We start from the raw sequence: 25,692 nt of genomic DNA on the forward strand, positions 1-25,692 counted from the left end.
CCACGCTGGAGTATCAACAGCGCTTTCAATGGCTAGATGACGGCGGAGCGTCATTAACATGAAGGCGGCGTCCGGGCGCTTCCGAGTAAGACGAGGCCTTGATCTAGGGATCTTGCGCGACAGATAGCAGGCTGATCGATGGGGGAACGCATCCGATGAAGACGCTCGCAAAGGCGGTTACCGCCTCGGTTCTGGTCCTGATCCTTCAGGGTTCGGTCCCATATCTTTTGGGGACATCCCACGTACAGGCCCAGTCGCCACCCGATGCCACCGTATCTGACGCGGCGATGGGCAAGATGAACACGTACGTCGAGTTTCTCAACCAAACCCTGCGCGCGTCCGAGTCGCTACAGCGTTACGACAGTTGGGTCGACATGAAGAAGGGCCCGACCGGCAAGGAGCGCATCATCTATGGCATGTACTCTCTATACGACGTGAGAGAGTTGGCGGGCAAAGCCTTGGCTTCCGCTCAGGAAGAGCCAAAGCTGCCGGAGCTTGACGCTGCCATGACAGCCTATGTCGAGACCTACCAGCAACTGGCTCCCGTCATCGAGCGGGCGAACAAGTATTACGAGCGCCAGGACTATAAGTCGGACAAGATGGCAGACGGTAAGGCGTTCCATAAGGACATCGCTGCCCTATCGCCCGTCTATGAAGAACGCCGGAAGACAGTGGACGCCGCATTGAGGACCGAAAAGGTCAAGCTCGACCGCGCATCGCTACTCGCGCTCGAAAAGGCCGAGGGCAAGAAATCGCGCTGGCATGTGCGAAACGTCATGTTCCGGGCAGAGGCCGTGATGGACGTGATGCCGACAAACGAAAAGCCCGTGGTCGCCATGCCTGCATTCAGATCAGTGCTTGCCGACTACGCCCAGGCTGTCCGGGAGTTCGATGACTACGCTCTCCAGCATCCCAACTCATTCCACGTGTTTGAGTCCAGCCCGGCGTCGCTCCTGTCGAAGCTTCGCAATTTCGACGAAAAACTCGAGATGGCCAAAGGCGACGCCCGCAAAGGCGCGGGCGACGATCTCGAATGGCTTGTCTCTGACTACAACACGATGGTCTCCACCTCAGAGTCCGCTACGGTGTTTGCCAAGGACTAAGATCCAATTACGCCATGCGCTGACCTCCGTTACTCAGGCGCTCGCTCCCTACGACGAGACGGCGTTCTCCGGCCGTTTCAGGAGAGGTGCCGAGGATTGGGTAGCAGAGGCATATGTGACGGGTCGGGTCTTCTTTGGCAGCGATTGGGCCGAAAGACGTCTCGGGGTCGGTCGACGGCGACGACGTGTTTTTTGCCTGAACCGAACAGGCGCTCTCGAAGTAATTACACCGCAAGGTGCGGGTAGCTACCGCAGCATTCTGATTTAGCGGACCGTGTCAGCCCATATTGGCGGAACGTTCTCCTATCACTGGGCCGCGGTCGGCGGCCTTGTCGCGCTGACATTAAATGCGCGCCGCCTGGCTTCCTGATCGCTTCTTCCAGCCTTAGCCTGGCTCCTCTAAACCCAAGTTGGCGCACGCGGCGAGAAAATGCGGACGCGACAATTCCGGGTCAACGCCGTTCAGAAGGGCGTGCTGGCAGAGATCGACTGCACGGATGTAAACCCTGTCCGACCTGGCCGCGCACGTCCTCAGATACCGCAACGCGTCAGCCGGACCAAGGATGGTGATGGTCGATGACGGCTCGTCTCCGATGATGACGACGGGCGCCCGCCAGCGCGCGTGGAAGTCGACTACGATGATATTCATGCCGACATCTCCTGCTGTCGCGCTTACTGCCTGAGCAGTTCCACGACCACAGATTCGTCGACACCATCGACGTCTTGGGACGCGGGAACGTCGATGTTGAAAATCTCGTGGATGACCGCCAGTATCAAAGCGACCGATGCAGACTCGCTTCTGTAATAAATCGTCTGGGCATCGCGTCGCGTCTGCACCAAGTGGGCGTTCTTCAGTATGGTCAGATGCTGCGAAAGAGCCGACTGCCTCAGACCCACCATGAGGGCCAACCTACCAACCGAGGTTTCGTTTCTGCTGACGATATCCAGGATGAGCAAACGCTTCCCGTTCCCGATCAAAGTCAGGAAGCTGGAGGCCTGGGCAATTTCCGACGCCGAGGGCATGGTCATACGCATCGTGGTATCTCCTGGCGCACAACGTCCTTCCCTGGTATGGGGAAGGCAGGTCTGCGCATGATGGGCCAGGAAGGTCTGGTACGGGACCATTCGAACTCGATAATCACGGACCGGAACGGCAGATTGTCTTTTCCGACCTGAAGCGGTCAGCTATCGATGATCTGCGCGCGGGACATCGCCTCGAACCTCGCGACAATTAGGGCGAGGTCGTATGGCTTTGAGTAGAACTGAGCCGAAGGGGGCAAGTCGACGTCGCATGGCTTGATACGGCCCGATGCGACTACTATCCCAGCCTCTGGGAACCGCACCGCCACCTCGTGGGCGAGATCAACGCCCGTAAGACGGCCGGGCATCTGGATGTCGGTAAACAAGAAGTGGATGGCAGATTCGTCCATCTTTTCCATGGCCTCGTCTGCAGTACTCGCTTCGATGACCTCAAAGCCCGCATCCTCAAGAGCGTCCGTCACGGTCAGCCGGATCAGAACTTCATCGTCGACTACCAGTACTTTACGCATCACCCACCCCTTGCATGTGGCGGGACAACATAACCGTGCGGATATCGTTCCTAAAGAAAGTTGTTTTAAGGAGTTAACTTCAACCTTGCATTGAGGCAAACTTGGATCGAGTTTGTAAGGATGGCGACCTCCACTTCATCCGAACAATGTGTGGTCAGCGCGGCAACCCCACGTTAGCCTGGGATGAGATAGCGAGAATAGATGTGATCGTGCTTGTAGAACCCGCACGAGGGGAGGCAGTGTCTCCACAGCATGTTCTGGCCGTCGCGGCCTCTTCCAGGTGCCTTTTCTGGGGGATCGGCGAAGATTTCGACGTTCTCTGCCTGTACAAGGTCATCATCGGCAATGGCAGGTTTGACAGTAGGCCGGTTGCGGATGCCATCTAGGTAAGGCGTTGACTCATCGCTAGAGAGGAGGCGCTGGAGCGAGCGCCTCAGCTTATGAAAGGCGATTGGGACGACGGGCCAGCAGACTACGGACGGGTACACTGAAGGCGCTGTTCCAGTACTCGAACGCGAGGACCGGGCTTCTCGACCTCTCTGCGGCAACCGCCTTCTCAACGTCACAGGTTTTACAACTGCGCAAAGACCATCGACCTACTCGATGAGAGCTGGCTCGCCCCCCCTTTAAAAATACACTCCCAGAAAGTAACTTGCCCCTTGCTTTGTTGACAGACATGACATTGGTCTTGCCCTAGACAGCTCCATATCGGCTGAGTGATTACTCCGACAGTGCTCGGACTGTTTTGGTGGTGAAGTTGCGCGGCAGCATTTCCGAGGCAAGAGACGAGACGCTCATTTTGATACCTAAAAGTAATCGCATCGATGCCATTAGGCGAAGCGGACTTCTGGATCGCGCGGGAAGCGAGCAGTTCGGACACTTGACGGAACATGTTCGAACTTCCCTTGAGGTCCCCGTAGCTATCATCTCTATCGTCGATCGGCACAGGCAGGTATTCGCGGGGCATTGCGGACTTCCCGAGCCTTGGGCATCGCAGGGCGAGACACCTTTGACGCATTCATTCTGCCAGCATGTGGTCGAAGACAACGCACCTCTTGTAGTAAGGAATGCCAACGCTCACGAGCTGGTCATGGATAACCATGCGATAGGCGACCTGGGCGTCGTCGCCTACCTCGGTGTTCCGATATCCCTCCCTACCGGTGAACTTGTGGGTGCCTTGGCGGCTATCGACACGAAGCCACGGGACTGGACAGAACGGGATCGTCGATCGCTTGAGTCGTTGGCCAAAGTCGTCGAGAAAGAAATCGCCGTCGGGATTTCGGAGCTTAAATACCGCAGCCTCTTCGCTGACATGCACGAAGGATACTACGTCGCGACCGCGATCAGAAACCAGCAGGGTGAATTGACGGATGTGCTTTTTGAAGACGTGAACCCGGCATTTACGGAACTGACGGGACTACCTTATGAACGAGTTGTCGGAAGCACTTTGACGGTTCTTTTCCCGGATGTCGTCCAGGAAATGATTCCCGCCTATGATCGTGTGCTGAAGTCCGGTGAAAGCTTTCTTCATTCCAACAGCGCGACTGTACTCGGCGGACGTTGGTTCGAGAACCGTATCCGTAGGCTGGATTCCGAGCGTATCGCTTCGATCTTTACCGACATCACGGATCGAAAGACGGCTGAGATCCGCCTGTCTGAAAGCGAGGCCCACTGGCGCGGACTGTTCGAGCAACTCGAAGAAGGTTTCATCCTCGGAGAACTGATCCGCGACGACCGGGGAAATGCCGTTGATTGGCGTTACAAGGAGGTCAACCGCGCATGGGGCGAGTTGGTCGGAGTGCCCTCGGAAACTGCTCTGGGCCGTACGATCCGTGAGGTGTTTCCTGGGATCGAAGACGAGTGGGTCATGGAATTTGCCGACGTGGTTGATTCCGGGACGGCGAAGGTCTTCACCCGTCAGGTCGGCTCGCTCGACCGCTGGTACGAGGGCCATGTCCAAGCACTCGATGACGAGCGTTTCGTCGTGATGTTCGTGGAAGTGACCGAGCGCCTTCGCATGGAAAACGAACTACGGGATCGCGAGCAGCAGTTGCGGACGGTCCTTGACAGCATGCCCGTGGGCGTGGTCCTCGCCTCGGCCCCAAGCGGCCGGATCGTCATGCAAAACCAGCGTTTGCGCCAGATCATCGGCCAGGACGCAACCGATGTCGGAAGCAAAGATCAGTACGACGTATTTGTCGCTGAGCACCGCGACGGGACTGCGGTAAGGCCGGAAGAATATCCGTTATCCAAGATATTGGCGGGAGAGTGCCTTTCGAACAGGATGGAAGTGCGGTTCAAGAAACCTGACGGAGACTGGGTGTGGGTAGCAATCGTAGGAGAAGCTATTCATGACAATGCCGGGAAACTTTCTGGTGCAGTCATAGTCGTTTCCGATATTGCCGACCAGAAGAAGCAGGAAGAACAGCAGCGGATCATCAACCGCGAGATGAGCCATCGCCTGAAGAACATGCTTGCTATGGTGCAGGCTATCGCAAGCCAGACACTGAGGCCAGTTAGCGACCGTTCCTATGTTGAGGCTTTTGATAATCGCCTCAGGGCCCTGAGTTCCGCTCAGGACGTGCTGTTGCTGGATAACAGGGACGAGGCTCCGATATCCCAGATCATTGATGCAACCCTCAACCGCCTTGTTCCGACGGAGCGACTAGCAGTAAGGGGACCAGAGATCACCATTGGGCCAAAGGGCACACTATCATTAGCTCTGATGCTCCATGAACTGGCAACCAACGCGCTCAAGTACGGGTCTCTTTCCGTTGATGTGGGCCGTGTCTCGATAGACTGGTGTGTGAAGACCGTTGAAGACGAGCCATCCGTCATATTCTCATGGCAGGAATCCGGGGGTCCGCCAGTGCGCGAACCTGATAGAAGGGGTTTCGGTTCCAAGCTTATTCGCATGGGACTAATCGGAACAGGCGGCGTGGACATCACTTACGCTCCTACAGGCTTCAGAGCAGAAATGACGGCTCCGTTACACCAATTGCAGCATGCGGAATAACCGTGTGAGACAGGCAAATGCTCCGAAGAAACAGGTGGTGCTCGTCGTAGAGGACGAACCGCTTTTACGGCTGATGGCGATCGACCTTTCGAGGACGCTGGTTTCGTAGCAGTAGAGGCCCGCGATGCTGCCGAAGCCATCCACATCCTAGAGGGACGCAGCGATATCCGCATCGTCTTTACCGACATTGACATGCCAGGAACAATGGACGGATTGAAGCTCGCGGCGGCTGTAAGGGATCGCTGGCCACCGATTCAGATCATCATCACATCCGGTCACTTCCGGCTCGAGGACGGCGGCATTCCTGCCCACACCGTCTTTTTTCCAAAGCCCTACGATCCGGCAGAGATAGCATCGACCATGCATTGGTTGGCTTTAGACTAAGAGGGTTTGCGCCAATCGCATCAAATGGTGACAGACGATGATCGACCAGCATCTGTCAGCTAGGCGGGCGGCGCGACGTAAGATTTCTTTTCACGCTGATGCGGTCTGATCGCAGGTGTTGTGTAGTCATTCGAAAAACGCTTGAGTCTCAAACGGAGCGCGTCTTCGACATATCTCATCGTACGCAGTCGGCAGTGCTATTGGGGCATCAATGGATACTGCATGACTGGCGCCAATGGGACCTGAAATCGATTTGCAGGATACGCGGCACGCTTAGCAGTCGCTATCCGGTGATGCCCCTTGGGAAAGTCCAAGCATAGGCGTGCCGCGCTGATGTTGTCTTTCCTTTGCGGCGTCGATATCTCGGCCTCTCTGGCGCAAGTAGGACTTCAGTGTGAACGGATGACAGCGGACCCGATGGAGCTGAAGATTGTTCGGTGATGCCGGATGTAGAAACGCGTTGGTACTCCGCCCGGAAAAACAAAATGGGCGGATGAGCAGCTAATCCGGCGAGTTTTTCAACGATATCGGCGCTTCTGCGTCATGCCGCCTGTCGGCCCTACGCAGAGACCGCCGAGAAGAGCAGCGTACCTAAACCCGATCAAGGATGTCAGGAGGTTGACAGGAAATTTGCGACGGCCGCCAAAGCTAAGAGTTGCTTATAACTTGGATCGGTCCCTGTCCCGCCTCCATTGGATGAGGTAGCCAAAACCTGGACCGATCAGCGCTCCGCCGATAATCCAATGGATCATTGTCAGCGGCTTTTCGTCAGGATCATGCCCTGTCACAAAAAGGAAAAGAAAAAACGCGGCGACACCAGCAAACATGAGAGTGATCGGAAATAATATGCTTTTACGGAAGCCTTGCGTCATAGGTCTCTCCTATCATTCAGAGTCACGGATTGACTGGCCCTAGTCCTTCATAAGGTTGGCTGCCGCCACGAACGTGGAACACAGCCTCGCAAATTTCCTAGTTATAACGACACTTATTTTCCTGACTTCTGCGACGTGGCAGAATAGGGAGTTTTGCGGCAGCCGCAATGACCGTAATTGGTGCATCGGAGAGCTCGTTTCGGCCCCGTCGCAGTCGCCTGCGGGTCCCCAGCCAATCTCTCCGTCGTCCTTTGAATGTGGCGAGATAGCCCGCGTTTTCTCGCAGACGTCGCCTAAGTTCCTGGGAAGACGCCACTTTTTGGCGGGGAGATAGTCTCTGATTTGCAGCGCAAAATGGGCTTGAAATGGTTCGCCTGGGAGACCTGGATTCTCACATCATTTCAACGGCTTAACGGAAAAGCCCTGAAATTCCCTCTGTTTTCCCATCGCGAGCGACCGTGGATGCCACCTTTGTGCCCTGGCTTTGGGCATCAGTCAACCGGGCGGGCTGGCGGAAATAATTTCCGCGGTGCGACCTCACGTTTGCGACGGGGCGGCAAACGGGATCCCGGCAGCTTTGCGCCTCCATCCCGGTCGTAGAGGCCGCCATTCCGCACGCCTTAAAACAGACATCGCTTCGCGGCGAGCCCAGGTCGCCTTCGCGCCCATGACCGGTCATCGACGACCAATCAACGCGTATGATCTTCCGGCTCCAGAACGTCGTTCCAACTCCGATGGATGGCAAACGTTCTACCCCGCTTCACATATATCCATGGACGTGAACCCCCACGACCCGTCGAACATGACGATGAAAGCCGGAGCGGCTTACGGATCCTGGAGAGAAGATCGTCGTCGCATCCGTTGAGACACAGAAGGATGGAACAGAAGTTAGCGTCGTCGAGATCAGGATCAATGGTGTTACGCGAACGGCCTACAGCAAAGAGCGTGACGTGAACAACTCATCGGAGCGTTGGCCGATCTGGATGAGGCCCGTCGCGTCTACCTCTGATATCCGCCGACGTCTCCTAGACCGCGAAAATGTCCGCATCGGCCTCACAGGACTGCCGCCCTGCTCATCAGCTCGGCGGCGGATTCTTTTGTGCGCCGCCCCCACCCTCGGCCTCAATTTCTTTCAGATACGCTTCAAGCGAGAACAGGTCCTTTTTCGTTGATATCTCCTTCCACGACGAATGGCAGCCGAAGTTTTCCAGGTGGCTTCGGACGTGAGGAGATAAGCGTGGGTCTTTCGAAATCTGCTGTCGAACCTCGTTAAAGTAGCGCGTTCGGTCGCCATGCAGTTTTAAGTGCATATCCATGATCGTCGCGTTCAAGTCGGGATCCGGATGCGCCTTCGGCCACGATATCGGTGAGATTGTGATTGTCGCGCTCTGACCGCCGTCATATTTAGAACGCGTGCTTTTCAAGAGCGCTTCGAATTCGGCATGATACTCTTCGAAATGCTTACGAAGATTTGGATTCGCAGATAGCTCGTCTTCAAGGGCTATCGCCTTCCTGGCATTTTCCAATCCGGAATCGATCACCATCTTCTCGGTATCGAAGGTCTGTCTTGATGGCCCCAAGGCCTCCTGAATGGCTTTTTCCCTAATGACGTGAGCATCGACATCGTCCATGAACTTCCCGAACGCGCTCATCGAGTTGGTGAAGGTCTTGGCGACCGATATTGGCGCTGCCTTCGCGGCCACCTTCTGTGCTGGCCTGCCATTGGCGATGGCCGCCCTTACTCTGCTCACGGCTTCGGTTGGTTTCTGAAAGACGACCTTTGCCGGAATGCGCAGGACGGCAAAGCCCTTGGCTCTGACGAATTCGTCCCTGATTCCATCGCGCTCAACGGCCTCTGGAGAAGAATGCCACTCTGCGCCATCGACCTCGACGACAAGCCATTTGTTCACGAGGAAATCGAGCCGGTAAGGCTTGTATTCGGTCTGCATGTCTAGCTCGATCCCCGCGCCGGCAAGGATGCCTTTGTCGGGTTTCAGATCGTAGCCCTTGATCATCGCTTCGAGGAAAGCAGTCTCTGCAGGCGATTCACATGCCGCCAAGAAATATTCGCGCCATTCGGGATCATCGGCGGTCATTGTCGACTGCCGGGTTCGGTACATGCTTTCGGGCGTTTCAGGCTCGGGATCCGGGAAAGCCTGGAAAGTGGTGTAGGCGAAAAACGCGGCCGCGATTCAGACTAGCGGAAATGCAAATCCCGCGAAGACCAGCACGGCAGTAATCGCGCCCCGAATGATGATCGCTTGTTTATGCGCGTCGTCCATGTCGCCGCCCGGAAATCCCCAGAGAGTTCTACCGTTACTTGTGACGGATGGCGAGATCCGTTCGGGTTCTTTCTGACGGTCACTACTCGTTACGACAGCACCTGCCTCGCCGAATTCGCAAGCTGATTGATGCTCTGAAGGACTATGCACCCGAGAAGCGATTGAGCTTAGGGGGAGCCCTCGCCAGCAACGATTAGTGCAAGCGCTGATAAGCACCCTCCCGCCTGCCGGGGTTGTTTCCGCAGGCTGGCGATGGCAGCTTCGGGCCGATTTCAGACGTCAGCGGTTTGAACTTAGAAGTCAGCTTTCCGTGTTGGGTGTCCTAGCAGCCGACGGCCGCTGCCAGCCCCGTTGCGGTCATTGACCGCGGGTCCCCAGCCAATTTCCTAGCCGCCTTCGAACGCGACAGCCCAAGGAGGTGCGGCCAAGAACGCCCAACGTATTGAGAAGACGCCACTTTTCCGGGGGGGGAGATGGTCGTCAATTTAGATCGAAAAATCGTTCCAAAATGACTTGCCTGGGACCTCTTATCGGAAAGCCTTGAATCCCCTCTGTTTTCCTGCCGCGAGCGACCGTGGATGCGACCTTTGTGCCCTGGCTTTGGGCCTCAGGCAACAGAAGAGGTATCCCGGCAATAATTTCCGCTCTTGGGGCAAAGTTGTTTGTCTGGCCATCACCTTGTTAACGACCGCTCATTCCCTTCACAGCTTGCATTCCGGCCGCCTCCCAGAGGTGATCAGCGCGTCGGCAAGTTTGCGCCAAATAATTTGAGACGAAGCGGCCCTTTCTCATCCTTTGGTTGAGCGCGCTTCCACCTCACGGCTCCACATTGGATGGCGCCTGAGCCAATTGCCAAAAAACGCAGCGGGTTCTCAAAATCATTGTGTGGAAAAGCATCAGCGATCCTGGGATGCATCGGCGATGCGGCCCATAGTTTGCCGATGATCCAATGCCCTTTCTGCACCGCCGAACTGAGCCGCATCGCCTTTATGGACGATCAAGTCGTCGCCCTGTGGGACGCCTTCCCGGTGTCGCCAGGACATTTACTCATCGTTCCACGACGACATGCGGCGACATGGGACGATCTTTCAGCGGACGAGAAGCAGTCGATCTGGCAGAACATCGACAGGGCCAAAATTGAGATCGAACGAAAGCATAAGCCAGACGGGTACAACGTCGGGTTCAATCTAGCTGAAGCTGCGGGGCAGACGGTCTCCCATTTTCACCTGCACGTCATTCCGCGCTACATGGGTGACGTCGACGATCCGAGAGGCGGCGTCAGGCACGTTATTCCGCACAAGGCCAACTACCTTGCCCAGGAAGTGAGCAGCACCGGAGCGTTGAAGCGCTTGATCACTGGCAGAGGCGACCACCTTCTGCCCCATCTGATCATGCATATGGACGAGGCAAACGCCTGCGACATCGCAGTAGCATTTCTGCTTGACAGCGGGGCCAGACTGATCGTCGAGCATCTGAAAGATTTTTTAGCCCGTGGCGGAAGAGCCCGAATTCTCGTCGGCGACTACATGGACGTAACGGAGCCGATGGCGCTGCGGCGTTTAGCCGATCTCGACGGGGATCTGACTTTCCGGGTCTTCGAGGCTGCGGCACAAGGATTTCACCTCAAGACCTATATCTTTTTGTCGGGCAGGGAGGGCGTGGCATTCGTCGGCAGTTCGAACCTGTCAGAGGCGGCGCTGACCACATCCATCGAGTGGAACTACAAGGTCATTTCCAGCCACGACCGATCGGCCTTCCCCCAGATCACCAATGGCTTCCAAGACCTGTTTAATTCCTATAGTGCCGTCTCCGTCACCTCGGAGTGGATCAACCGCTATGAAAGCCGGAGAAATCCGCTAGGCTTCAAAGATGCTGGCTTGGCATACGAGCTGCCGCTGCCCCCTCCCGAACCCCACGCCATCCAACGGCAGGCCCTCGCAGCGCTCGAGCACACGCGGCAGGACGGTTTTACTGCGGGCCTCGTTGTTCTCGCTACCGGTCTTGGCAAGACTTGGCTGGCAGCCTTTGACAGCAATCGCCTCGAATATCGTCGCATCCTCTTCGTCGCCCATCGCGAGGAAATACTCAATCAGGCGATCGAGACATTTCGACGTATGCGACCGACAGCTCGGATCGGAAGGTTGTCGGGCGATTACAAGGACACGGATGCCGATCTCCTTTTCGCCTCCGTTCAAACTCTCGGCAAGGTAAACCAGATCAAGCAATTTCGCCCGGACACCTTTGACTATGTCGTCATCGATGAGTTCCATCATGCAGCAGCGACGACCTACCGCCGCATCATCGATTACTTCGAACCACAGTTTCTCCTCGGTCTAACCGCGACGCCCGAGCGGAGCGATGGAGCTGATCTCCTCGGTCTTTGCCAGGAGAACCTCGTCTTCCAGGCCGGTGTTCATCTAGGGATTGAAGCCGGGCATCTCTGCCCCTTTCATTACTTCGGCGTCCCGGACAATGTCGATTACCGGAATATCCCCTGGCGTAGTGCCCAGTTCGACCTAACCGAGCTTACCGCCGCCGTCGCTACAGAAGCGCGCGCGCAGAACGCGCTCGAACAGTATCGCTTGCGAGGTGGGACGAAGTGCATCGGTTTCTGCTGTTCCCAAACGCATGCCGATTTCATGGCCGACTTCTTCAACCAGCAGGGCGTCTCCGCTGTTGCCGTTCACGCCGGCGGAAATTCTGCACCGCGGGCTACTTCGCTCCAGAGACTGGAAGCGGGCGAACTGGACGTGGTGTTTGCCGTAGACATGTTCAACGAAGGCGTCGACGTCCCGAGCATCGACACCGTATTGATGCTACGCCCGACGGAATCGACCATCATCTGGCTGCAACAACTCGGACGTGGGTTGCGAAAGTCTGCGAACAAGGACCGTCTCGTCGTCATCGACTATATCGGCAACCATCGCATCTTCCTCACGAAGCTCCGCGCGATTGCCTCGATTGCGAATGTTGATGCGTCGTCCAGCGGCCACATCCGAGAGCTCCTGGAAAAGCTCCAAGGCGATCAGATCAGTCTGCCAACCGGTTGCGAAGTGACCTACGATCTCGCTACGATCGACATATTGCGCATGCTGGTAAAACCGGCCAGTACCGAGAATGCGCTGGAAGATTTCTACCGCGACTTCTTGGAGCGGCATGGCGTCCGGCCCACAGCGTCGGAGGTTTTTCATTCCGGCAGCAATCCGAGAAGCAGCAGCGAACGCTCCTGGCTCGGCTTCGTGGTACGAATGCGCGGGTTGGACGATCTGGAGCGAGCGACCTGGTTGGAGCATGAGGATTTCTTCCGCGAAATGGAGAAAACCGAACTGACCCGGAGCTACAAGCTCATGACGATGTTGGCACTGTTCGACGGGGAGACCGTGCAGGATCGCTGCACCGTTGATCAGATTGTCGGGCGCGTTGCGCGGCTGGCCTTCCGCATTCACAAGCTCCAGCAGGATTTCTCTGTCGATCTCGCGGATCGGAAAGCGCTTAGAGCGGTGCTACTCAAATTTCCGATAGATGTCCTGACGAAGCTGCGGGACAGCAACGGCACGCCCTATTTCGTTCTGGAAGGAGAGCTATTTAGGTTCGCGAGAGCGCCGAGGAACAGGGAGACCTTTAGCCATCTGCTGCAGGAAATCCTCGATTGGCGTCTCGCGCAATATCTGAGCAGAAGTGGAGGTCACAACGAGCTGGCGGACGCCGTCTGCCGCGTTGCGCGAAACACGAGCGGACTGCCTATCCTGTTCCTCCCAACGACGTCCGGTGTGGCCCAGTTAGCAGAAGGTCCCTTGGATGTCGTCGTCGGTGGTCAGCCGATGGTGGCGACGGTTGGCAAGATTGCAATCAACGTTGTGCGAAGAGCCGGCGAGCCGTCCAACCAGTTGCCTAAAATCTTGCGCGGATGGTTCGGCGACGATGCCGGGCTGCCTGGCAGAGGCGATCGTGTCCGGCTCCGTTTCCAAAACAATACGTGGCATATAGAGCCAATGGGTGCGCAAAGCCAGGCACAAGCCGGCCTTCAGCTTTGGGAGCGGTATTCACGCGAAAACATCCCTCCAGCCTTCGGCTTGACCTTCGATCAGGCGACATGGAACGCGGGCTTCGTGCCAAAACCGCCTCATATCTTCCTGCTGGTCACCTTAGAGAAGGAGGGGATGCTCGACGAGCACCGCTATGCCGATCACTTCATCTCTGCCACGGAATTTTCATGGCAAAGCCAAAACAGGACCAAGCAAGCGTCCAAGCATGGTGAGATGATCCGCGACCATCGCGGGCTGGGCCTACACATCCATCTGCTGGTTCGCAAGACGAAGAAGATCGGACCCAAGCCGGCACCATTCATCTACTGTGGCGAGGTGGACTTCGTAACCTGGACAGGCGAGATGCCGGTTACGGTGACCTGGCGGCTACGTGAGGCGGTGCCATCGATGCTTCTGTCACAAGTGAAGGTCTGACCGATCGCGCCGTTCCAGTTCAGTCAGACAAAATGGGTGCGTCAGGGTAGTAAGAGGGGCCTTTCTTGTCTTCATCACCGCTTCATTGGCGGAGGAGATTACGCGGCATCAGTTTCCTGTTTCATTGGCCGGATCAACTCCGCTGTACTGTGTGTCAAATGGCCGGCTCTACTTTCGGACCACGGAGGCTCCGCGAGGTGAATGGTAATGCAAACGAGCAGATAAGTCTGGTAAACACGCCGCGTGCTTTTGGAGACCCATAGATGACCTTGCTCACCACAGACAGACCGCTCGTTTTTTACGATCGCGAAGGGCTGCCTTATCGACCCGTACGGGATGGTGGAACAGGAAGATCGATCTTCAAAATAAAGCCGAAGGGCGCCAGCAACCGGGCCGACGAAGCCATTCACACAGAACATTGGCTGGAAGTAGCACGCGCTATGTTGATCGATGGGCTTGCGGCTCGCTGCCAGGCGTTCTCGGGTGGCTCAGTCAACTACCTCACGTTTGGGGCTCAGAAACTCGTTCGGTACGAGCTCGATCCAGAGATCGCTCGGCAATTAGGAATTCCGCCGGAGGGCGGCACTAACGAGCAGCCAAGTCATTTCTCACGCGCTGCCATAGAAGCTGCTTGCGATGCATTCGAAGCATTTCGGAGCCGCGGTGCCCATGCGGATATCTTCAGTGCTTTTGGTGAGCCGCGAGATTATTGGGTGCGTTCTACCCGCGGTCGCGAGAACCGCCTCTACCCCACAAAGCCCATTGTGGCGTTTCTCTTGGGCACGACCGATATTCACGGTGGTTGGAACCAGCCGAGCGGCCCGGTTTCACTACTGCATAACAGCGGTTTCATCATTGTCGACAGTGATGACACTCCCTCTGAAATACCAAAGGAAGAACATGTGCTGCGAGGCGCCGACCGTATTAGGCTTTGTGCGCTGAACTACTTCATCGAGCCGGCACGGGAACAGGGCGCGACTGAGGTTTCCGTTCGAGCTGGCGATCTCGCCGCGACCATGGGCCTGCAAGATGCGTTTCCTAATATCTGCCAAGCTCTCGGAGGCGAGAAGTTTCAGCAATTGGCTCAGGTGCCACCGCCAATACATACCGACCCGAACCCCAGCAGCTCCACCATCTTCACCTACAAGCTCGCATCACAAGCGAAGGCGGCCACCGTGACAGAAGAAAGTGCAGGCTCAACGCGTTCAGCAACCAACTTGATTCTCTATGGGCCACCGGGCACAGGCAAGACCTACCGCACCGCATGGGAGGCCGTTCGGCTTTGTCTTGGGGAACAGGTAGCAGCGGCGCTTCAGGGGAGCGAGAAGCGTAACGCGCTGATGGTCGAGTATCGACGCTTAGTCAGCGAGGGAAGGATCGAGTTCGTCACCTTCCACCAGTCTATGTCTTACGAGGAATTTGTCGAAGGCCTTCGGCCAAGCACCGGCGATGAAGCCGGCGAGGGGCCCGAGGATGTTGAAGTCACGACCGGTTTTCGTTTGAAATCCCACGACGGCGTATTCAAGCGAGTCAGCGAGCGCGCACGGCTCGACCAAGTCTCTGAAGGATCCCCGCGCAGGCTTGACCGCTCTGCACGCGTGTTCAAGGTCGCACTCGGGAACCGGCAAATTGAGCAGGACCGTTACCGGATTCGATTTGGCCTAGACAACAACCTCATCCATGTGGGCTGGGGCGGTGACATTGACTGGTCGAACGAACGTTTCGACGACTTCGATGAAATACAATCTGAATGGAGAGCAAAGAAGGATCCCGACGCGACCGGCCACGATGGAAACATCGTAATCACCTTCTCTTTCAGGGCAGACATGCAGGTTGGTGATTATGTCGTGGTCTCTGATGGACGTGATCGAATGCAGGCGTTTGGCAGGGTCACTGGTGAATATTTCTACGACCCCGAGGCAGCATTCCATCCGCATCGCCGGCATGTAGAGTGGCTTTGGCGAGAAGACGCCGGAGCAGAACGAAGCCGCTTTTACGCCAGAGGTTTCAGACGTCATTCAGTTTACAAGCTCAATCAGTCACTGGTGGATTGGGACGCCCTGGAAGCAATTGTTTTCGGTGATGAGACACCTCGTGCAAATCAGTCGGCACGGGATCATGTTTTGATCATCGATGAGATCAATCGAGCAAACATCTCGAAGGTTTTCGGCGAGTTGATCACGCTTTTGGAGCCCGACAAGCGGCTGGGTATGCCGAACGAAATCCGCCTCGTGTTGCCATATTCGAAGAAACCCTTCGGGGTTCCAGCGAACCTCCACATCATCGGCACCATGAACACGGCCGACCGGTCCATTGCGCTTCTCGATACCGCATTGCGCCGCCGGTTCACGTTCCGTGAGCTGATGCCGAACCCGTTGGTTCTTCCCACAAATACGGGCGGGATTGATCTGCGGAACCTCCTGACCACGATCAACGACCGGGTCGAGTTTCTCTTCGACCGGGAGCATCAGATTGGCCACGCCTATTTTACCGGCTGCGCGACACGTGGCGATGTCGAGGAGGTAATGCGCCACAAAGTAATCCCATTGTTGGCGGAGTATTTCTACGAGGACTGGTCCAAGGTTGCCGCCGTTCTGGGCGACACCGGGCAAGGCAAGCCGCGGTTTCTGGAAGCACGGCGACTTGCCGCTCCTGCGAGCATTGCCGAAGACGACCTCTCCGGTGAAAAGCTACGTTGGCGCGTTAAAGACTCGTTCGATTTCTCGGAGTTTGAGGTCTGATGTCGTCCTACACTGTGCGGGAGTGGGATACGCTGCCCCATGGCGACGTGGAGGGCTCCATTCCAGCACATCTTGCTAGCCGGCTGGTTGCTCTGACCAAGACCTCGCCTTTTGCCGGCCGGGGCGGGGGTGGTGTGCTGGAGGATCGGCGGCACGAGCTACGGGCCCGAGGTGTCGTGGGTGTAATTGCTGCGCAGGGTTGCAGCCTTGAAATCCTCCCAAAGATCGACGTTATGCGAGCAGAAGGGGCGGAGCGGCAGAACGCTGCTATCCGCAAGCGTCTCGTCCATATGCTCGCGGTCGCCTTGGATCTGAAGATCGAAATGGGGCGGATTACAGACCTCGACTGGCAGCGCGAGACCCTTCTTGAGATCCTGATCCGGATATTCTGTGACAAGCTGACCGAAGCGATCCGTCGCGGTATGCCTAGGCGTTATCTCGATCATGAGGACGATCTTCCCGCGCTGCGCGGCACGCTCGATGTGCCGCGTCAATTTACTCGTCATGCCTTGAACCCCGGACGCCTCGCATGTCGCTTCGATGACTTATCGCAAGACATCGCGCTCAACCAAATTATGAAAGCCGCCGTAGTGCATGTGTCAAGGATGTCACGGAGTCCGGCCAATCAGCAGCGCCTTCGCGAATTGGCCTTTGTTTATGCCGATATCTCAGATGTTCCGGTGCCAGCCCTGAAATGGCGAGAGGTCATCATCGACCGGACAAATCGCGCCTGGCAGGATCTGTTCGGCATGGCACAACTGTTCTTGCGTAGTCGATACCAGACGACTAGCAGTGGCTCGGGACAAGGGAGTGCCCTCCTATTCGAGATGAACGCCCTTTTTGAGGAGTATGTCGGACGACTGGTCACGCGCGCTCTCGCCGGAACCGAGTTCCGCGTTACGCTGCAGGGTGGGCGGCTCTTCTGCCTCACCTCTGTCGAGAACGACCGCGCCTTGTTTCAAACCAAGCCCGACATCCTGATCTGGCGGGATGGACAGGTAGCCCATGTCATCGACACGAAATGGAAACGAATATCCGCGCGGATTGATGATCCGAAGCTGGGTGTTTCTCAGGGTGATGTTTACCAGATGATGGCCTACGCTCATCTCTACAAGTCACCTAAGCTGACTCTGCTCTATCCCCATCACGATGGGCTTGGCGCCAATGAGGGTGTCCAGGCGCAGTTCCGGATCACAGGTCAGGAGACGGTAGTCGAGACCGGCAGCGTCGACGTGGCAAACGGGAAGGATCTTGCGGCACGCCTGAGAGACAAGTTCTTTCCAAACGTTTTCGGAGGCAGTTGAACGGGTCCCCAGCCAACATCATCAGCCATCCTCGAACGCGACGGATAGCCGAAGAAATTGCGACGAGATGGCCCAACTTATTCACAAGACGCCACTTTTCCGTGCGGGAGATGGTCGCCAATTTGGATCGAAAATTCGGTCGAAAAAGACTTCTCTGGGAGACCTGGATTCTCACTGTCTTTTCAATGGCTTAGATGAAGCGCCGAATTCGCTGTGTTTTTTCTGATCGCGAGCGACCGTGGATGTCACCTTTGTGCCCTGGCTTTGGGCATCAGTCAACCGGCGGGGATGGTGGAGGTAATTTCCGCTTGGACAAAAGTTGCGGCGCTTCTGCGCCCTGCTACTTCTTCGCTCTTTTGTCGGCCATGCAGGCGGTCGTCGCGCTCGCCTGCACCAGGGATCGCCTCGTGGGTGCGGCCTCATACGCAGCACGTCATAATGCGGACGTCGTGAAGGGGTGCTAGACGACTGGAGAGGGGCTGTAAGCTGTCGGTCCGGTTCCGAAGAGTAAGACTGATGAAGCGGAAATATACAGAGCGTCCGAGACATCAGGTATCGGTTCGAATTTTCTCCGCTGGACAGCATGAGACGACCACGAGTGCTATGAGATAGTAGGGATCATAGTTCGCAGGCTCGCCTCCACATGCCTTGTTGAACTGGGTGAGGATCATGCAAATTTTAAGCCCACAGAATATCAGTAAACGCATGAAGCCACTTGCCTGTTAAAGGCGTTTCCAATACTTTTTGCTAGTTAAGGTTGCGTTGTCGGTCCTTGCGACGGAGTTGGCTGGTAAATTCCCATGTCAGTTATGGGACCGCCTGAAGATGATATCGCGGGTAGAGTGGTGTTGGGGGAAATCGCTTGATCACTGAGATCGAAATAGCGGACGTGGCGACCTATCCGATCACCGGTGAGCGGCTGACGGATCTGAAGAAGATCAACTACCTGTTCGGCCACAACGGCTGCGGCAAGACGACGATCTCGCGCGCCGTCCACGACCCGTCGATCTGTGCGGGATATACTGTCAGTTGGCGCGACGGACGCGAGCTCGCGACCCTGGTCTTTAACCGAGATTTCGCAGAGGCCAGCTTCGGCGACCAAATGCAGGGCATCTTTACGCTCGGTGAGGATTCGACACAGGCGGTAGCGGAGATAGAGCGTCTTTCGGCCGAGATCGCACGACTCGATAGCGACATCGTAAACCTGCGCCGGAACCTTGTGGGAGAGGACGGCACCGGCGGGCGCGAGGCCGAACTTGCAGCGGCGCGCTCAGCGCTGATCGAGGCGTGCTGGAAGTCGCAGGTCGACCACAAGGACGCGTTCATGGACGCCTTCACGGGATACCGTGGCAAGAAGAGCGACTTCTTCACGAAACTGCTTGCCGAGGCAGAGCGTAACATTTCGGAATTGAAGACGGTGGACGCCCTGAAAGCAGAGGCGGCCACCGTTTTCCAGGATATCGCGACGCCGGAGATCGTGATCGCTCCGATTTCCTTTGACCTTTTCGCGAGTCTGGAGGTTTCTCCGATCCTCGCGCGAAGCATTGTCGGCCGCGATGATGTGGTCGTGGCCGCTCTCATTGGCCGCCTCGGCAACAGTGATTGGGTCAAGCAAGGCGTTGGATATCTGACCGAGGCCGACGGCCCTTGTCCATTCTGCCAACAACCAGCGCCCGCCGGACTGCGTGATGATCTCAACGCGTTCTTCGACGAGCAGTATCAGGCTGATCTCGCCTCGATTGACATTCTCGCGGCGTCGTACGAGCAGGCCATCAATGCCGTCATCTCTCGCATTGACGCCCTTGTTGCGGCGCCACATAGGTTTGTGGACCCAGTCATCCTTGGCGAACGCACCGCGGCGCTGAAGACTGCTTTCGAACTCAACATCCAACGCATTACGGCGAAAAGGAAGGAGCCGAGTGGTGTGGTAGAACTCGACGCTACAGTCGCTCTAACGGCTGCGATCACTTCCCTGATCGCAGCCGCGAATGAGGCGACTGAGGTGTACAACGCCACCGTCCGCAACCTCGCGAGCGCGAAGTCGACGCTGACCGCGCAGATATGGAGGTTTGTCGTCGAAGAAAGACGCACCGACCTCGACACCTACCTGACCTTAACAAGCAATTTTAGCCGCGCGATAGACGGTATGCGCCGGAGCATTGGCGACAAAACCACGCGGCGAGCGGAGCTAAGAGGCCAACTCTCCGCGATCGAGGAGACGATCACCAGCGTTCGCCCGACGGTAGAGTCCATCAATAGGATACTCAGCCAGTACGGCTTTTCCAACTTCCGGCTCGAGGTGGCTGGTGAGCGCGACGACATGTATCGCCTCGTTCGACTGGACGGGAGCGACGCAGCTCACTCCTTGAGCGAGGGTGAGCGCTCTTTTATCACCTTCCTTTACTTCTATCACCAACTAGCTGGCAGCACTTCGACCACCGGCACCGCAGTCGAGAAGGTTGTGGTATTCGACGATCCCGTCTCGAGTCTGGACGCTGACGTCCTGTTCGTCGTCAGTGCACTGATCCGGAAGGTCATCTCCGACGTGCGGCAGAACGCAGGCAACGTGCGGCAGGTGTTCGTGCTCACGCACAACATTTACTTTCACAAAGAGGTCAGCTTCGACCGCGAGCGCCGTGGCCAGGCGCGACAGTTCGAGACTTTCTGGATCGTTCGGAAGCGGGAGAACGTGTCCTCGGTCACCCACTACGATTACAACCCGGTCAAGACATCCTACGAGCTGCTGTGGGATGAGGTGCGCAACCCGGACCGACCGAACCTCACGATCCAGAACACGATGCGCCGGATCGTCGAGAACTATCTAACCATGCTCGGCGGGCTGAAGCAGGACGAGATTGTAGCACTTTTTGAAGGTCGCGACGCCCAGATTTGCGCCTCGCTGTTCTCGTGGATCAACGACGGATCGCACAGTTCGCACGATGACATCTACGTCGCCGTAGATGACAATGCCGTACAAGGCTACCTGAACGTGTTCAGAAAGGTGTTCGAGCGCACAGGGCACGGCGCGCACTACCGTATGATGATGCGCATCAACGATGACCATTCAGAAGATAGCGGAGTGGCCGCGGCGCCGGTTGGCGCAGTAGCGGCTCCTCCTGTTGCCAGCCCACGGAAGCCGCCAAGCAGCCAGCGGCTGGATAGGCGATGACCAGCCTGGTTTCAATCGACAGGGCATGGTGGAAGCATCTTACCCCAACCCCGATGCACAAGCTACATGGCGAGGTCGAACAACGGCTGCGCGTTTGGTGTGAGACGGACTACGGCAGGTTCTGGCTTACAAGCGCGCGAGAGCTAGGTGGCGTGATCCGGATTAACGCTGGCGACGCAATCCCGGATTTCCATATGGTCGCGATGCGAAACGGCTTGAAGTTCGTCGCGCCTCTGAAACGCATGCGCGAGGGACATAGGAGCGTGTCGATCGGCACAAACGAATACAGGTCTGGCAAACCTCAAAAACCCAGCGAGCTTATACTATCTCCTGTCATCCGCCTCGATCTTGTGACTGACCCGGCGCTCATGGCCGCAGCGCGCAATTTCGACATTAACATGCCGTCAGCGCACGTGATGGAACCGAGCATCCTGTTCTCGGCACCTGCCCACATCCTCATCGCGCCGAATGATGAGCCGAAGAAGTCGTTCGTGCTCTACCAACACATTTTCGGCGAGGGCGGCTCCTACCCCGTCGATGGCTACTTCTACGTCGGCATCACAACTCGAAGCTGGAAGACGCGTTGGGCCGAGCATCGGCGCGCGATGCGCCTGGGCAGCAACCTGCTGTTCCACCGTACACTGCGGGAGGAACTGGAGGCGAAGCGAGTGACCTACATCCACCATAAGGTGATGGCCGTCACGAACGATGCCGAGGCGCTTTATAAAGCGGAAGAAGCGCTGGTGCGCGGCCATTGGGACGACAATAGGCGGCTCAACATGATCCCAGGCGGTCGGGCAGGGTACCGCTAACCAGCGTACAGGCTTGGTCGACATAAGTTCGGAGGATACGCCATAAGCAATGTCGACTTTGAGGAAATCGCGAGTATTGGTCGAACGGCCGGTTTGAGGGCGCATTCCGGTCATACAGGTCTTGGTCCCGCCTGCCCGAAAGGTAGCATAGTGTCGGATTCGGCATTCCTTTGTTCGCCAACAGCGGTCATCAGAACTTCAGCCGTGCCGCGCCAGTACGGAAATTATTTCCGCTTTGCGCCCCATGTCGGTCGTAGGGGAAGTAATGATACCTGTCTTAAAGCAGACATCGTCCGGTGGCCGCGTCACGTCGCTTGTGCGCCAGAACCGGGCTTCCAGCGAGGGCCGAAACGTACGGTCAGCTACGATAGCGAACGGCATCGACGATCAGGGCGAAGGCAGGCGTCAGTTGGCGACGATTTGGGTAGTAGAGATGATAGCCCGACGCGGGAGGCGACCAGTCGGCCAGGACCTGGATTAGTTGTCCTGTGGCGACGTGTTCACGCACGGTATCTTCCGGCAGATACGCCAGCCCGACGCCTGCCAATGCCATATCGAGCGCAAGACCGATCGCATTGAAGGCAGCCTGCCCCTGCGGGCGCACTTTCAGCTCCCGCCCGTCCTTGGCAAACGGCCATGACCAAAATCCTCCAGACGTCCGAAGGCGCAGGCTGATACACACAACGCCTGTCAGATCATAGGGCGTGACGGGCGCGGTCCGCGTCTCGAAATACGATGGAGAACCGACCACCGCCATTTCGAAACCAGGCCCGCTCCTGACTGCCACCATATCCTGTGCCACTTGTTCGCCGAGCCGAATGCCGGCGTCAAACCAGTCCGCCACGATGTCGGTCAGTCAGTAATCGTCAATGATCTCCACCGTGATCTCAGGATAGTCGGTAGTAACCTTGCCAGTGCAGGGCCCAGGATTGTCTTTGAAGCATGCTCGACGGATGTGACCCGCAGATGACCTGCAGGTCGATCTCGAAGCTCCCCCAGCGCCGCCAATCCTGCTTCGATCCCGTCGAGATGCGGACCTATGGTCTGACGAAGGCGCTCGCCGGCTTCCGCGGTAGCGACGCTGCGGGTAGCCAGCTCGCGGACGGTCGTAGATGGAGCTACCGACTGGAGCCGCTCGTCCCGAAACGACGCGATGTCCTGCTGGCTGAGACCGATCAACGTCCGGTAGCCGAGATCATGACGACGAAGCACGTCGATCCGCTGGATCTCCTGTATGGACCCGCGCTTGGTCGGCTAGATCTCACGTTGGTGGCGTTTCAGAAGCTGTCTGAGCGTCGTGCTTTCGTGGATCTTTGTGTCTGGGGCAGCGCCGAAGCGATCGACCTGGGCTTCCAGATCGCGCGCCCACCTCTCGGCTTCGAGTTTGCTGTCAAAGGACTTGCACCGAGGCTTCATGCCGCGACGACGCACCTGCGCTTGTCAGCGTCCTCGTAGTCTTCCGATTGTTGCCATGTGACCTCCAATGATGTGAAGGTGAACCGCGCCGGGTTTGCCGGAGGCCATTTCGTTTAAGTTATGCGGCCATGGCTGGTGCGTCCAGGCTGGCGTAATACTGCTCCTCGGCTTCGGCTGGCGGTATGTTGCCTATGGGCTCCAGAAGACGGCGGTTGTTGAACCAATCGACCCATTCGAGTGTGGCGAACTCCACAGCTTCGAAGTTGCGCCATGGTCCTCGCCGATGGATGACCTCTGCCTTGTAAAGACCGTTGATCGTTTCAGCGAGAGCATTGTCATAGCTGTCGCCAACGCTTCCGACGGAGGGCTCGATGCCCGCTTCCGCCAGTCGCTCGGAATAGCGAATGGACACGTATTGCACGCCCCTATCGGAATGGTGGATTAGCCCACCGCGATGGACGGGCCGCCGATCATGAAGCGCCTGGTCCAAGGCATCGAGGACGAAGCCCGCATGTGCGGTCCGGCTTGCCCGCCAACCGACAATGCGGCGTGCAAAGGCATCGATGACGAAGGCCACGTAGACGAAGCCCTGCCAAGTCGCCACGTAGGTGAAATCGGATAACCACAGCATGTTCGGCGCGGGAGCAAAGAACTGCCGGTTCACGCGGTCGAGTGGGCATGGGGCGGCCTTGCCGCTGATCGTCGTTCGGATCGGCTTGCCACGGATGATGCCCTGCAGCCCCATTGCCCTCATAAGCCGAGCAACAGTGCAGCGGGCGATGTCGAAGCCCTCCCGCTGCAACTGCCGCCAAACCTTGCGCACGCCATAGACCTGGAAGTTCTCATTGAACACCCGGCGTATCTCGATCTTCAGGCCGATATCGCTGCGGGCTCGGACCGACAGGCGATCCACGTCCAGCCGCTTGGCGACGTTCTCGAAGTAGGTTGACGGGGCAATCGGCAAAAGCCTGCAGATCGGCCCAATAGTCGGCATTTGCCCGAACACCCCACGGTGTTCGTCAATGAACGAGATCATCGTTTGAAGGGGCGGTCGAGCTCCGCCATCGCGAAATAGGCCGAAGCCTTGCGCAGAATCTCGTTGGCCTGACGAAGCTCGCGGTTCTCCCGATCCAGAGCCTTCATCTTCTCGGCGACATCGCTCGGCAGGCCTGCTCGCTTACCACTGTCGACCTCGGTCTTCTTGACCCATTCGTGCAGCGTGGCTGGCGAGCAACCGATCTTGGCCGCAATAGATGAAACAGCAGCCCACCGCGAAGGGTGCTCAGCTTCGTGATCCAACACCATACGAATGGCGCGTTGACGGACTTCAGGTGAAAACTTGTTCGTTGTCTTGCTCATAGTGGCTCCACTTTCTCAGAAGTTGGAGCCTCCGGCAAACCCGGCGCGGTTCAAGGTCACGCGTAGGACGCCCCTGGAGGGGTTCCAAGGATTATCCCGGCACAGCTCCCCACACCCAGGAGAATCACTCCAAGAAAAAGCACATCTAGCTATTATAGACAGTTCTTTTCTGCCTCAGACGTGATCTTTTTGCCTCCAAGGTCCAGCTCGACCGCTTACGAAACATATCCTCAAGTTCATCCATAAGTTTACGGTATGTCTTTATGAAAGCCTTATTCGGAGAGACAATTAAGTGCTCGACTATTACAGAGAGCTTCGTCTGGCAATCAAACCACATGTCTAACTTAACGACTGACAGTTCAGATATATCTTCGGTGGCTGCTTGATTAACATCCGTGTTTTTGCCATTAAGGGCCCGAACCCACTGGCCGTGAGCGATCTTGTTTCTGAGTTCACTCGGACTTTTGATTAGGTCTGCAACTGCGGTCTGAAGACGCTGCCTGTCTGACTGATCAAAGCCGCTCGCATCGGCGTCATGCTCTTGGATAGCAACGTCGATACACTTCTCCCAACCCTGGACAACGTTTTTACTCGATACGGTCTTAACCGCCGCAATCTGCGCCAAATCGAACCCATCCGGAGTATGCAACAGCTTAGAAAAGCTGGCTTCGACCCATGCAGTAAACACCACAGCTAGAGTTTTCGTTAAAGTCTCAGCCTGGTGGTCTTTCCTAGTCCTCAGCGCCTCATTTATATTGGTTTTGATCTGCTTACGAGCAGCGAGGAGAGCTCTGACGTTTGCGCACTGAGCTTCATAAATAGCTTTACGCTTCGCGTCGTCCACACTCGCCTCCTAGATTCCGAGCCGCCAGAATGCAACGTTACTTGCATTCTGGCGGCCCGGAATCGAACCGGGGTCTCTCCTAGATGCCGGAGCCTCTACGAGCGCTTTAACCTTGCTAAGCTACCACCCACGACACTTGTATTTGGGAATAAGTTAATCTCTCGTGAATCAGAGAGCGTCACGTGCCGAGAGTGTGGCTATGATTAACCTGAAGACCGTCTTCATGGATCTGGGGATATCAAAGGACGTGGTGTCATCTCGAGATTTCGCCTTCGACTCTGTTCTGCCGAGAACGTCGAGAGTAGCTGACGCTACATGGTCGAAACGACGAGCAGCGAGCGGTATCACTCAGGTAAACCACGATACATCGTCTCGGCTGA

15 protein-coding genes, 1 tRNA gene, 1 pseudogene and 1 other annotated feature are annotated in these 25,692 nt (G+C 56.8%); of the genes and pseudogenes, 8 read left to right on the forward strand and 9 right to left on the reverse strand.

The genetic code is table 11. From position 1 onward, the window contains the following. Window positions 1-155: 155 nt before the first annotated feature. On the forward strand, window positions 156-1,103 hold the full coding sequence (locus ACQY1K_RS02950) for a YiiG family protein (RefSeq protein WP_430258261.1): 948 nt from the start codon (window positions 156-158) through the stop codon (window positions 1,101-1,103). A 385-nt stretch (window positions 1,104-1,488) separates the two neighbouring features. On the opposite strand, the gene ACQY1K_RS02955 is transcribed toward ACQY1K_RS02950, so the two are convergent. The 3 genes from ACQY1K_RS02955 to ACQY1K_RS02965 all read right to left on the reverse strand — a co-directional run bounded on the left by ACQY1K_RS02955 (window position 1,489) and on the right by ACQY1K_RS02965 (window position 2,653). Further along, the gene (locus ACQY1K_RS02955) at window positions 1,489-1,752 is read right to left on the reverse strand and encodes a hypothetical protein (protein ID WP_430258262.1); all 264 of its coding nucleotides are present in this window, start codon (window positions 1,750-1,752) and stop codon (window positions 1,489-1,491) included. Between the two features lie 23 nt (window positions 1,753-1,775). Beyond that, the gene (locus ACQY1K_RS02960) at window positions 1,776-2,138 is read right to left on the reverse strand and encodes an ArsR/SmtB family transcription factor (RefSeq protein WP_430258263.1); all 363 of its coding nucleotides are present in this window, start codon (window positions 2,136-2,138) and stop codon (window positions 1,776-1,778) included. Window positions 2,139-2,284: 146 nt separating this feature from the next. Further along, window positions 2,285-2,653, reverse strand: a complete 369-nt coding sequence (locus tag ACQY1K_RS02965; RefSeq protein WP_430258264.1) for a response regulator — start codon at window positions 2,651-2,653, stop codon at window positions 2,285-2,287. A 748-nt stretch (window positions 2,654-3,401) separates the two neighbouring features. Here ACQY1K_RS02965 and ACQY1K_RS02970 point away from each other — a divergent pair. After that, on the forward strand, window positions 3,402-5,669 hold the full coding sequence (locus ACQY1K_RS02970) for a PAS domain S-box protein (RefSeq protein ID WP_430258265.1): 2,268 nt from the start codon (window positions 3,402-3,404) through the stop codon (window positions 5,667-5,669). Between the two features lie 144 nt (window positions 5,670-5,813). Next, a complete protein-coding gene (locus ACQY1K_RS02975) occupies window positions 5,814-6,053 on the forward strand; it encodes a hypothetical protein (RefSeq protein WP_430258884.1) in 240 nt (79 codons plus the stop codon). Window positions 6,054-6,712: 659 nt separating this feature from the next. Here the strand turns inward: ACQY1K_RS02975 and ACQY1K_RS02980 are convergent. Together ACQY1K_RS02980 and ACQY1K_RS02985 are read right to left on the reverse strand one after the other, a co-directional pair. Further along, window positions 6,713-6,925: a hypothetical protein gene (locus ACQY1K_RS02980; protein ID WP_062576813.1), complete on the reverse strand. Its 213-nt coding sequence runs from the start codon at window positions 6,923-6,925 to the stop codon at window positions 6,713-6,715. Window positions 6,926-8,001: 1,076 nt separating this feature from the next. Continuing rightward, complete coding sequence (locus ACQY1K_RS02985) at window positions 8,002-9,021, reverse strand: endonuclease domain-containing protein (RefSeq protein ID WP_430258266.1); 1,020 nt, start codon at window positions 9,019-9,021, stop codon at window positions 8,002-8,004. A gap of 1,019 nt (window positions 9,022-10,040) precedes the next feature. Between ACQY1K_RS02985 and ACQY1K_RS02990 the strand changes: the two genes are divergently transcribed. From ACQY1K_RS02990 to ACQY1K_RS03010, 5 genes are all read left to right on the forward strand, one after another. Further along, window positions 10,041-13,667, forward strand: coding sequence for a DUF3427 domain-containing protein (locus ACQY1K_RS02990; protein WP_430258267.1), 3,627 nt, complete (start codon window positions 10,041-10,043; stop codon window positions 13,665-13,667). 263 nt (window positions 13,668-13,930) lie between these two features. Then, window positions 13,931-16,408, forward strand: coding sequence for an AAA family ATPase (locus tag ACQY1K_RS02995; protein WP_430258268.1), 2,478 nt, complete (start codon window positions 13,931-13,933; stop codon window positions 16,406-16,408). Further along, on the forward strand, window positions 16,408-17,712 hold the full coding sequence (locus tag ACQY1K_RS03000) for an McrC family protein (RefSeq protein WP_430258269.1): 1,305 nt from the start codon (window positions 16,408-16,410) through the stop codon (window positions 17,710-17,712). Before ACQY1K_RS02995 ends, ACQY1K_RS03000 begins: the two co-directional genes overlap by 1 nt. Window positions 17,713-18,574: 862 nt before the next feature. After that, window positions 18,575-20,881 (forward strand): AAA family ATPase, encoded by a 2,307-nt coding sequence (locus tag ACQY1K_RS03005; RefSeq protein ID WP_430258270.1) that lies wholly within the window; start codon window positions 18,575-18,577, stop codon window positions 20,879-20,881. Further along, a complete protein-coding gene (locus ACQY1K_RS03010) occupies window positions 20,878-21,693 on the forward strand; it encodes a hypothetical protein (protein ID WP_430258271.1) in 816 nt (271 codons plus the stop codon). The genes ACQY1K_RS03005 and ACQY1K_RS03010 overlap by 4 nt, the downstream gene beginning before the upstream one ends. Window positions 21,694-22,051: 358 nt before the next feature. Here the strand turns inward: ACQY1K_RS03010 and ACQY1K_RS03015 are convergent. The 4 genes and pseudogenes from ACQY1K_RS03015 to ACQY1K_RS03030 form a co-directional block, all read right to left on the reverse strand. Continuing rightward, window positions 22,052-23,109: pseudogene (locus ACQY1K_RS03015) on the reverse strand (LysR substrate-binding domain-containing protein). 118 nt (window positions 23,110-23,227) lie between these two features. Continuing rightward, window positions 23,228-24,468, reverse strand: a protein-coding gene (locus ACQY1K_RS03020; protein WP_430258272.1) for an IS3 family transposase whose coding sequence is annotated in 2 segments (ribosomal slippage) — window positions 23,228-24,174 and window positions 24,174-24,468 — 1,242 coding nt in all. Because the reading frame shifts where the segments join, the coding sequence is not laid out codon by codon here. Beyond that, window positions 24,059-24,187: a sequence feature (AL1L pseudoknot), on the reverse strand. Its footprint overlaps the gene before it by 129 nt. 145 nt (window positions 24,469-24,613) lie before the next feature. Further along, entirely contained in the window at window positions 24,614-25,312 is a 699-nt protein-coding gene (locus tag ACQY1K_RS03025) for a hypothetical protein (protein WP_430258273.1), read from the reverse strand. Window positions 25,313-25,360: 48 nt separating this feature from the next. Next, window positions 25,361-25,442 (reverse strand) — tRNA-OTHER (locus ACQY1K_RS03030). Between the last annotated feature and the right edge of the window lie 250 nt (window positions 25,443-25,692).

The sequence above is a fragment of the Neorhizobium sp. IRS_2294 genome (assembly GCF_050500145.1).
Lineage (GTDB): Bacteria > Pseudomonadota > Alphaproteobacteria > Rhizobiales > Rhizobiaceae > Neorhizobium > Neorhizobium soli.

Bases quoted from the DNA above. Each gene is read 5' to 3' on its own strand.
- ACQY1K_RS02950 (WP_430258261.1), top strand. From the start codon at position 156: ATGAAGACGCTCGCAAAGGCGGTTACCGCCTCGGTTCTGGTCCTGATC.
- ACQY1K_RS02955 (WP_430258262.1), bottom strand. From the start codon at position 1,752: ATGAATATCATCGTAGTCGACTTCCACGCGCGCTGGCGGGCGCCCGTC.
- ACQY1K_RS02960 (WP_430258263.1), bottom strand. From the start codon at position 2,138: ATGCGTATGACCATGCCCTCGGCGTCGGAAATTGCCCAGGCCTCCAGC.
- ACQY1K_RS02965 (WP_430258264.1), bottom strand. From the start codon at position 2,653: ATGCGTAAAGTACTGGTAGTCGACGATGAAGTTCTGATCCGGCTGACC.
- ACQY1K_RS02980 (WP_062576813.1), bottom strand. From the start codon at position 6,925: ATGACGCAAGGCTTCCGTAAAAGCATATTATTTCCGATCACTCTCATG.
- ACQY1K_RS02985 (WP_430258266.1), bottom strand. From the start codon at position 9,021: ATGACCGCCGATGATCCCGAATGGCGCGAATATTTCTTGGCGGCATGT.
- ACQY1K_RS02990 (WP_430258267.1), top strand. From the start codon at position 10,041: ATGGCGCCTGAGCCAATTGCCAAAAAACGCAGCGGGTTCTCAAAATCA.
- ACQY1K_RS02995 (WP_430258268.1), top strand. From the start codon at position 13,931: ATGACCTTGCTCACCACAGACAGACCGCTCGTTTTTTACGATCGCGAA.
- ACQY1K_RS03000 (WP_430258269.1), top strand. From the start codon at position 16,408: ATGTCGTCCTACACTGTGCGGGAGTGGGATACGCTGCCCCATGGCGAC.
- ACQY1K_RS03010 (WP_430258271.1), top strand. From the start codon at position 20,878: ATGACCAGCCTGGTTTCAATCGACAGGGCATGGTGGAAGCATCTTACC.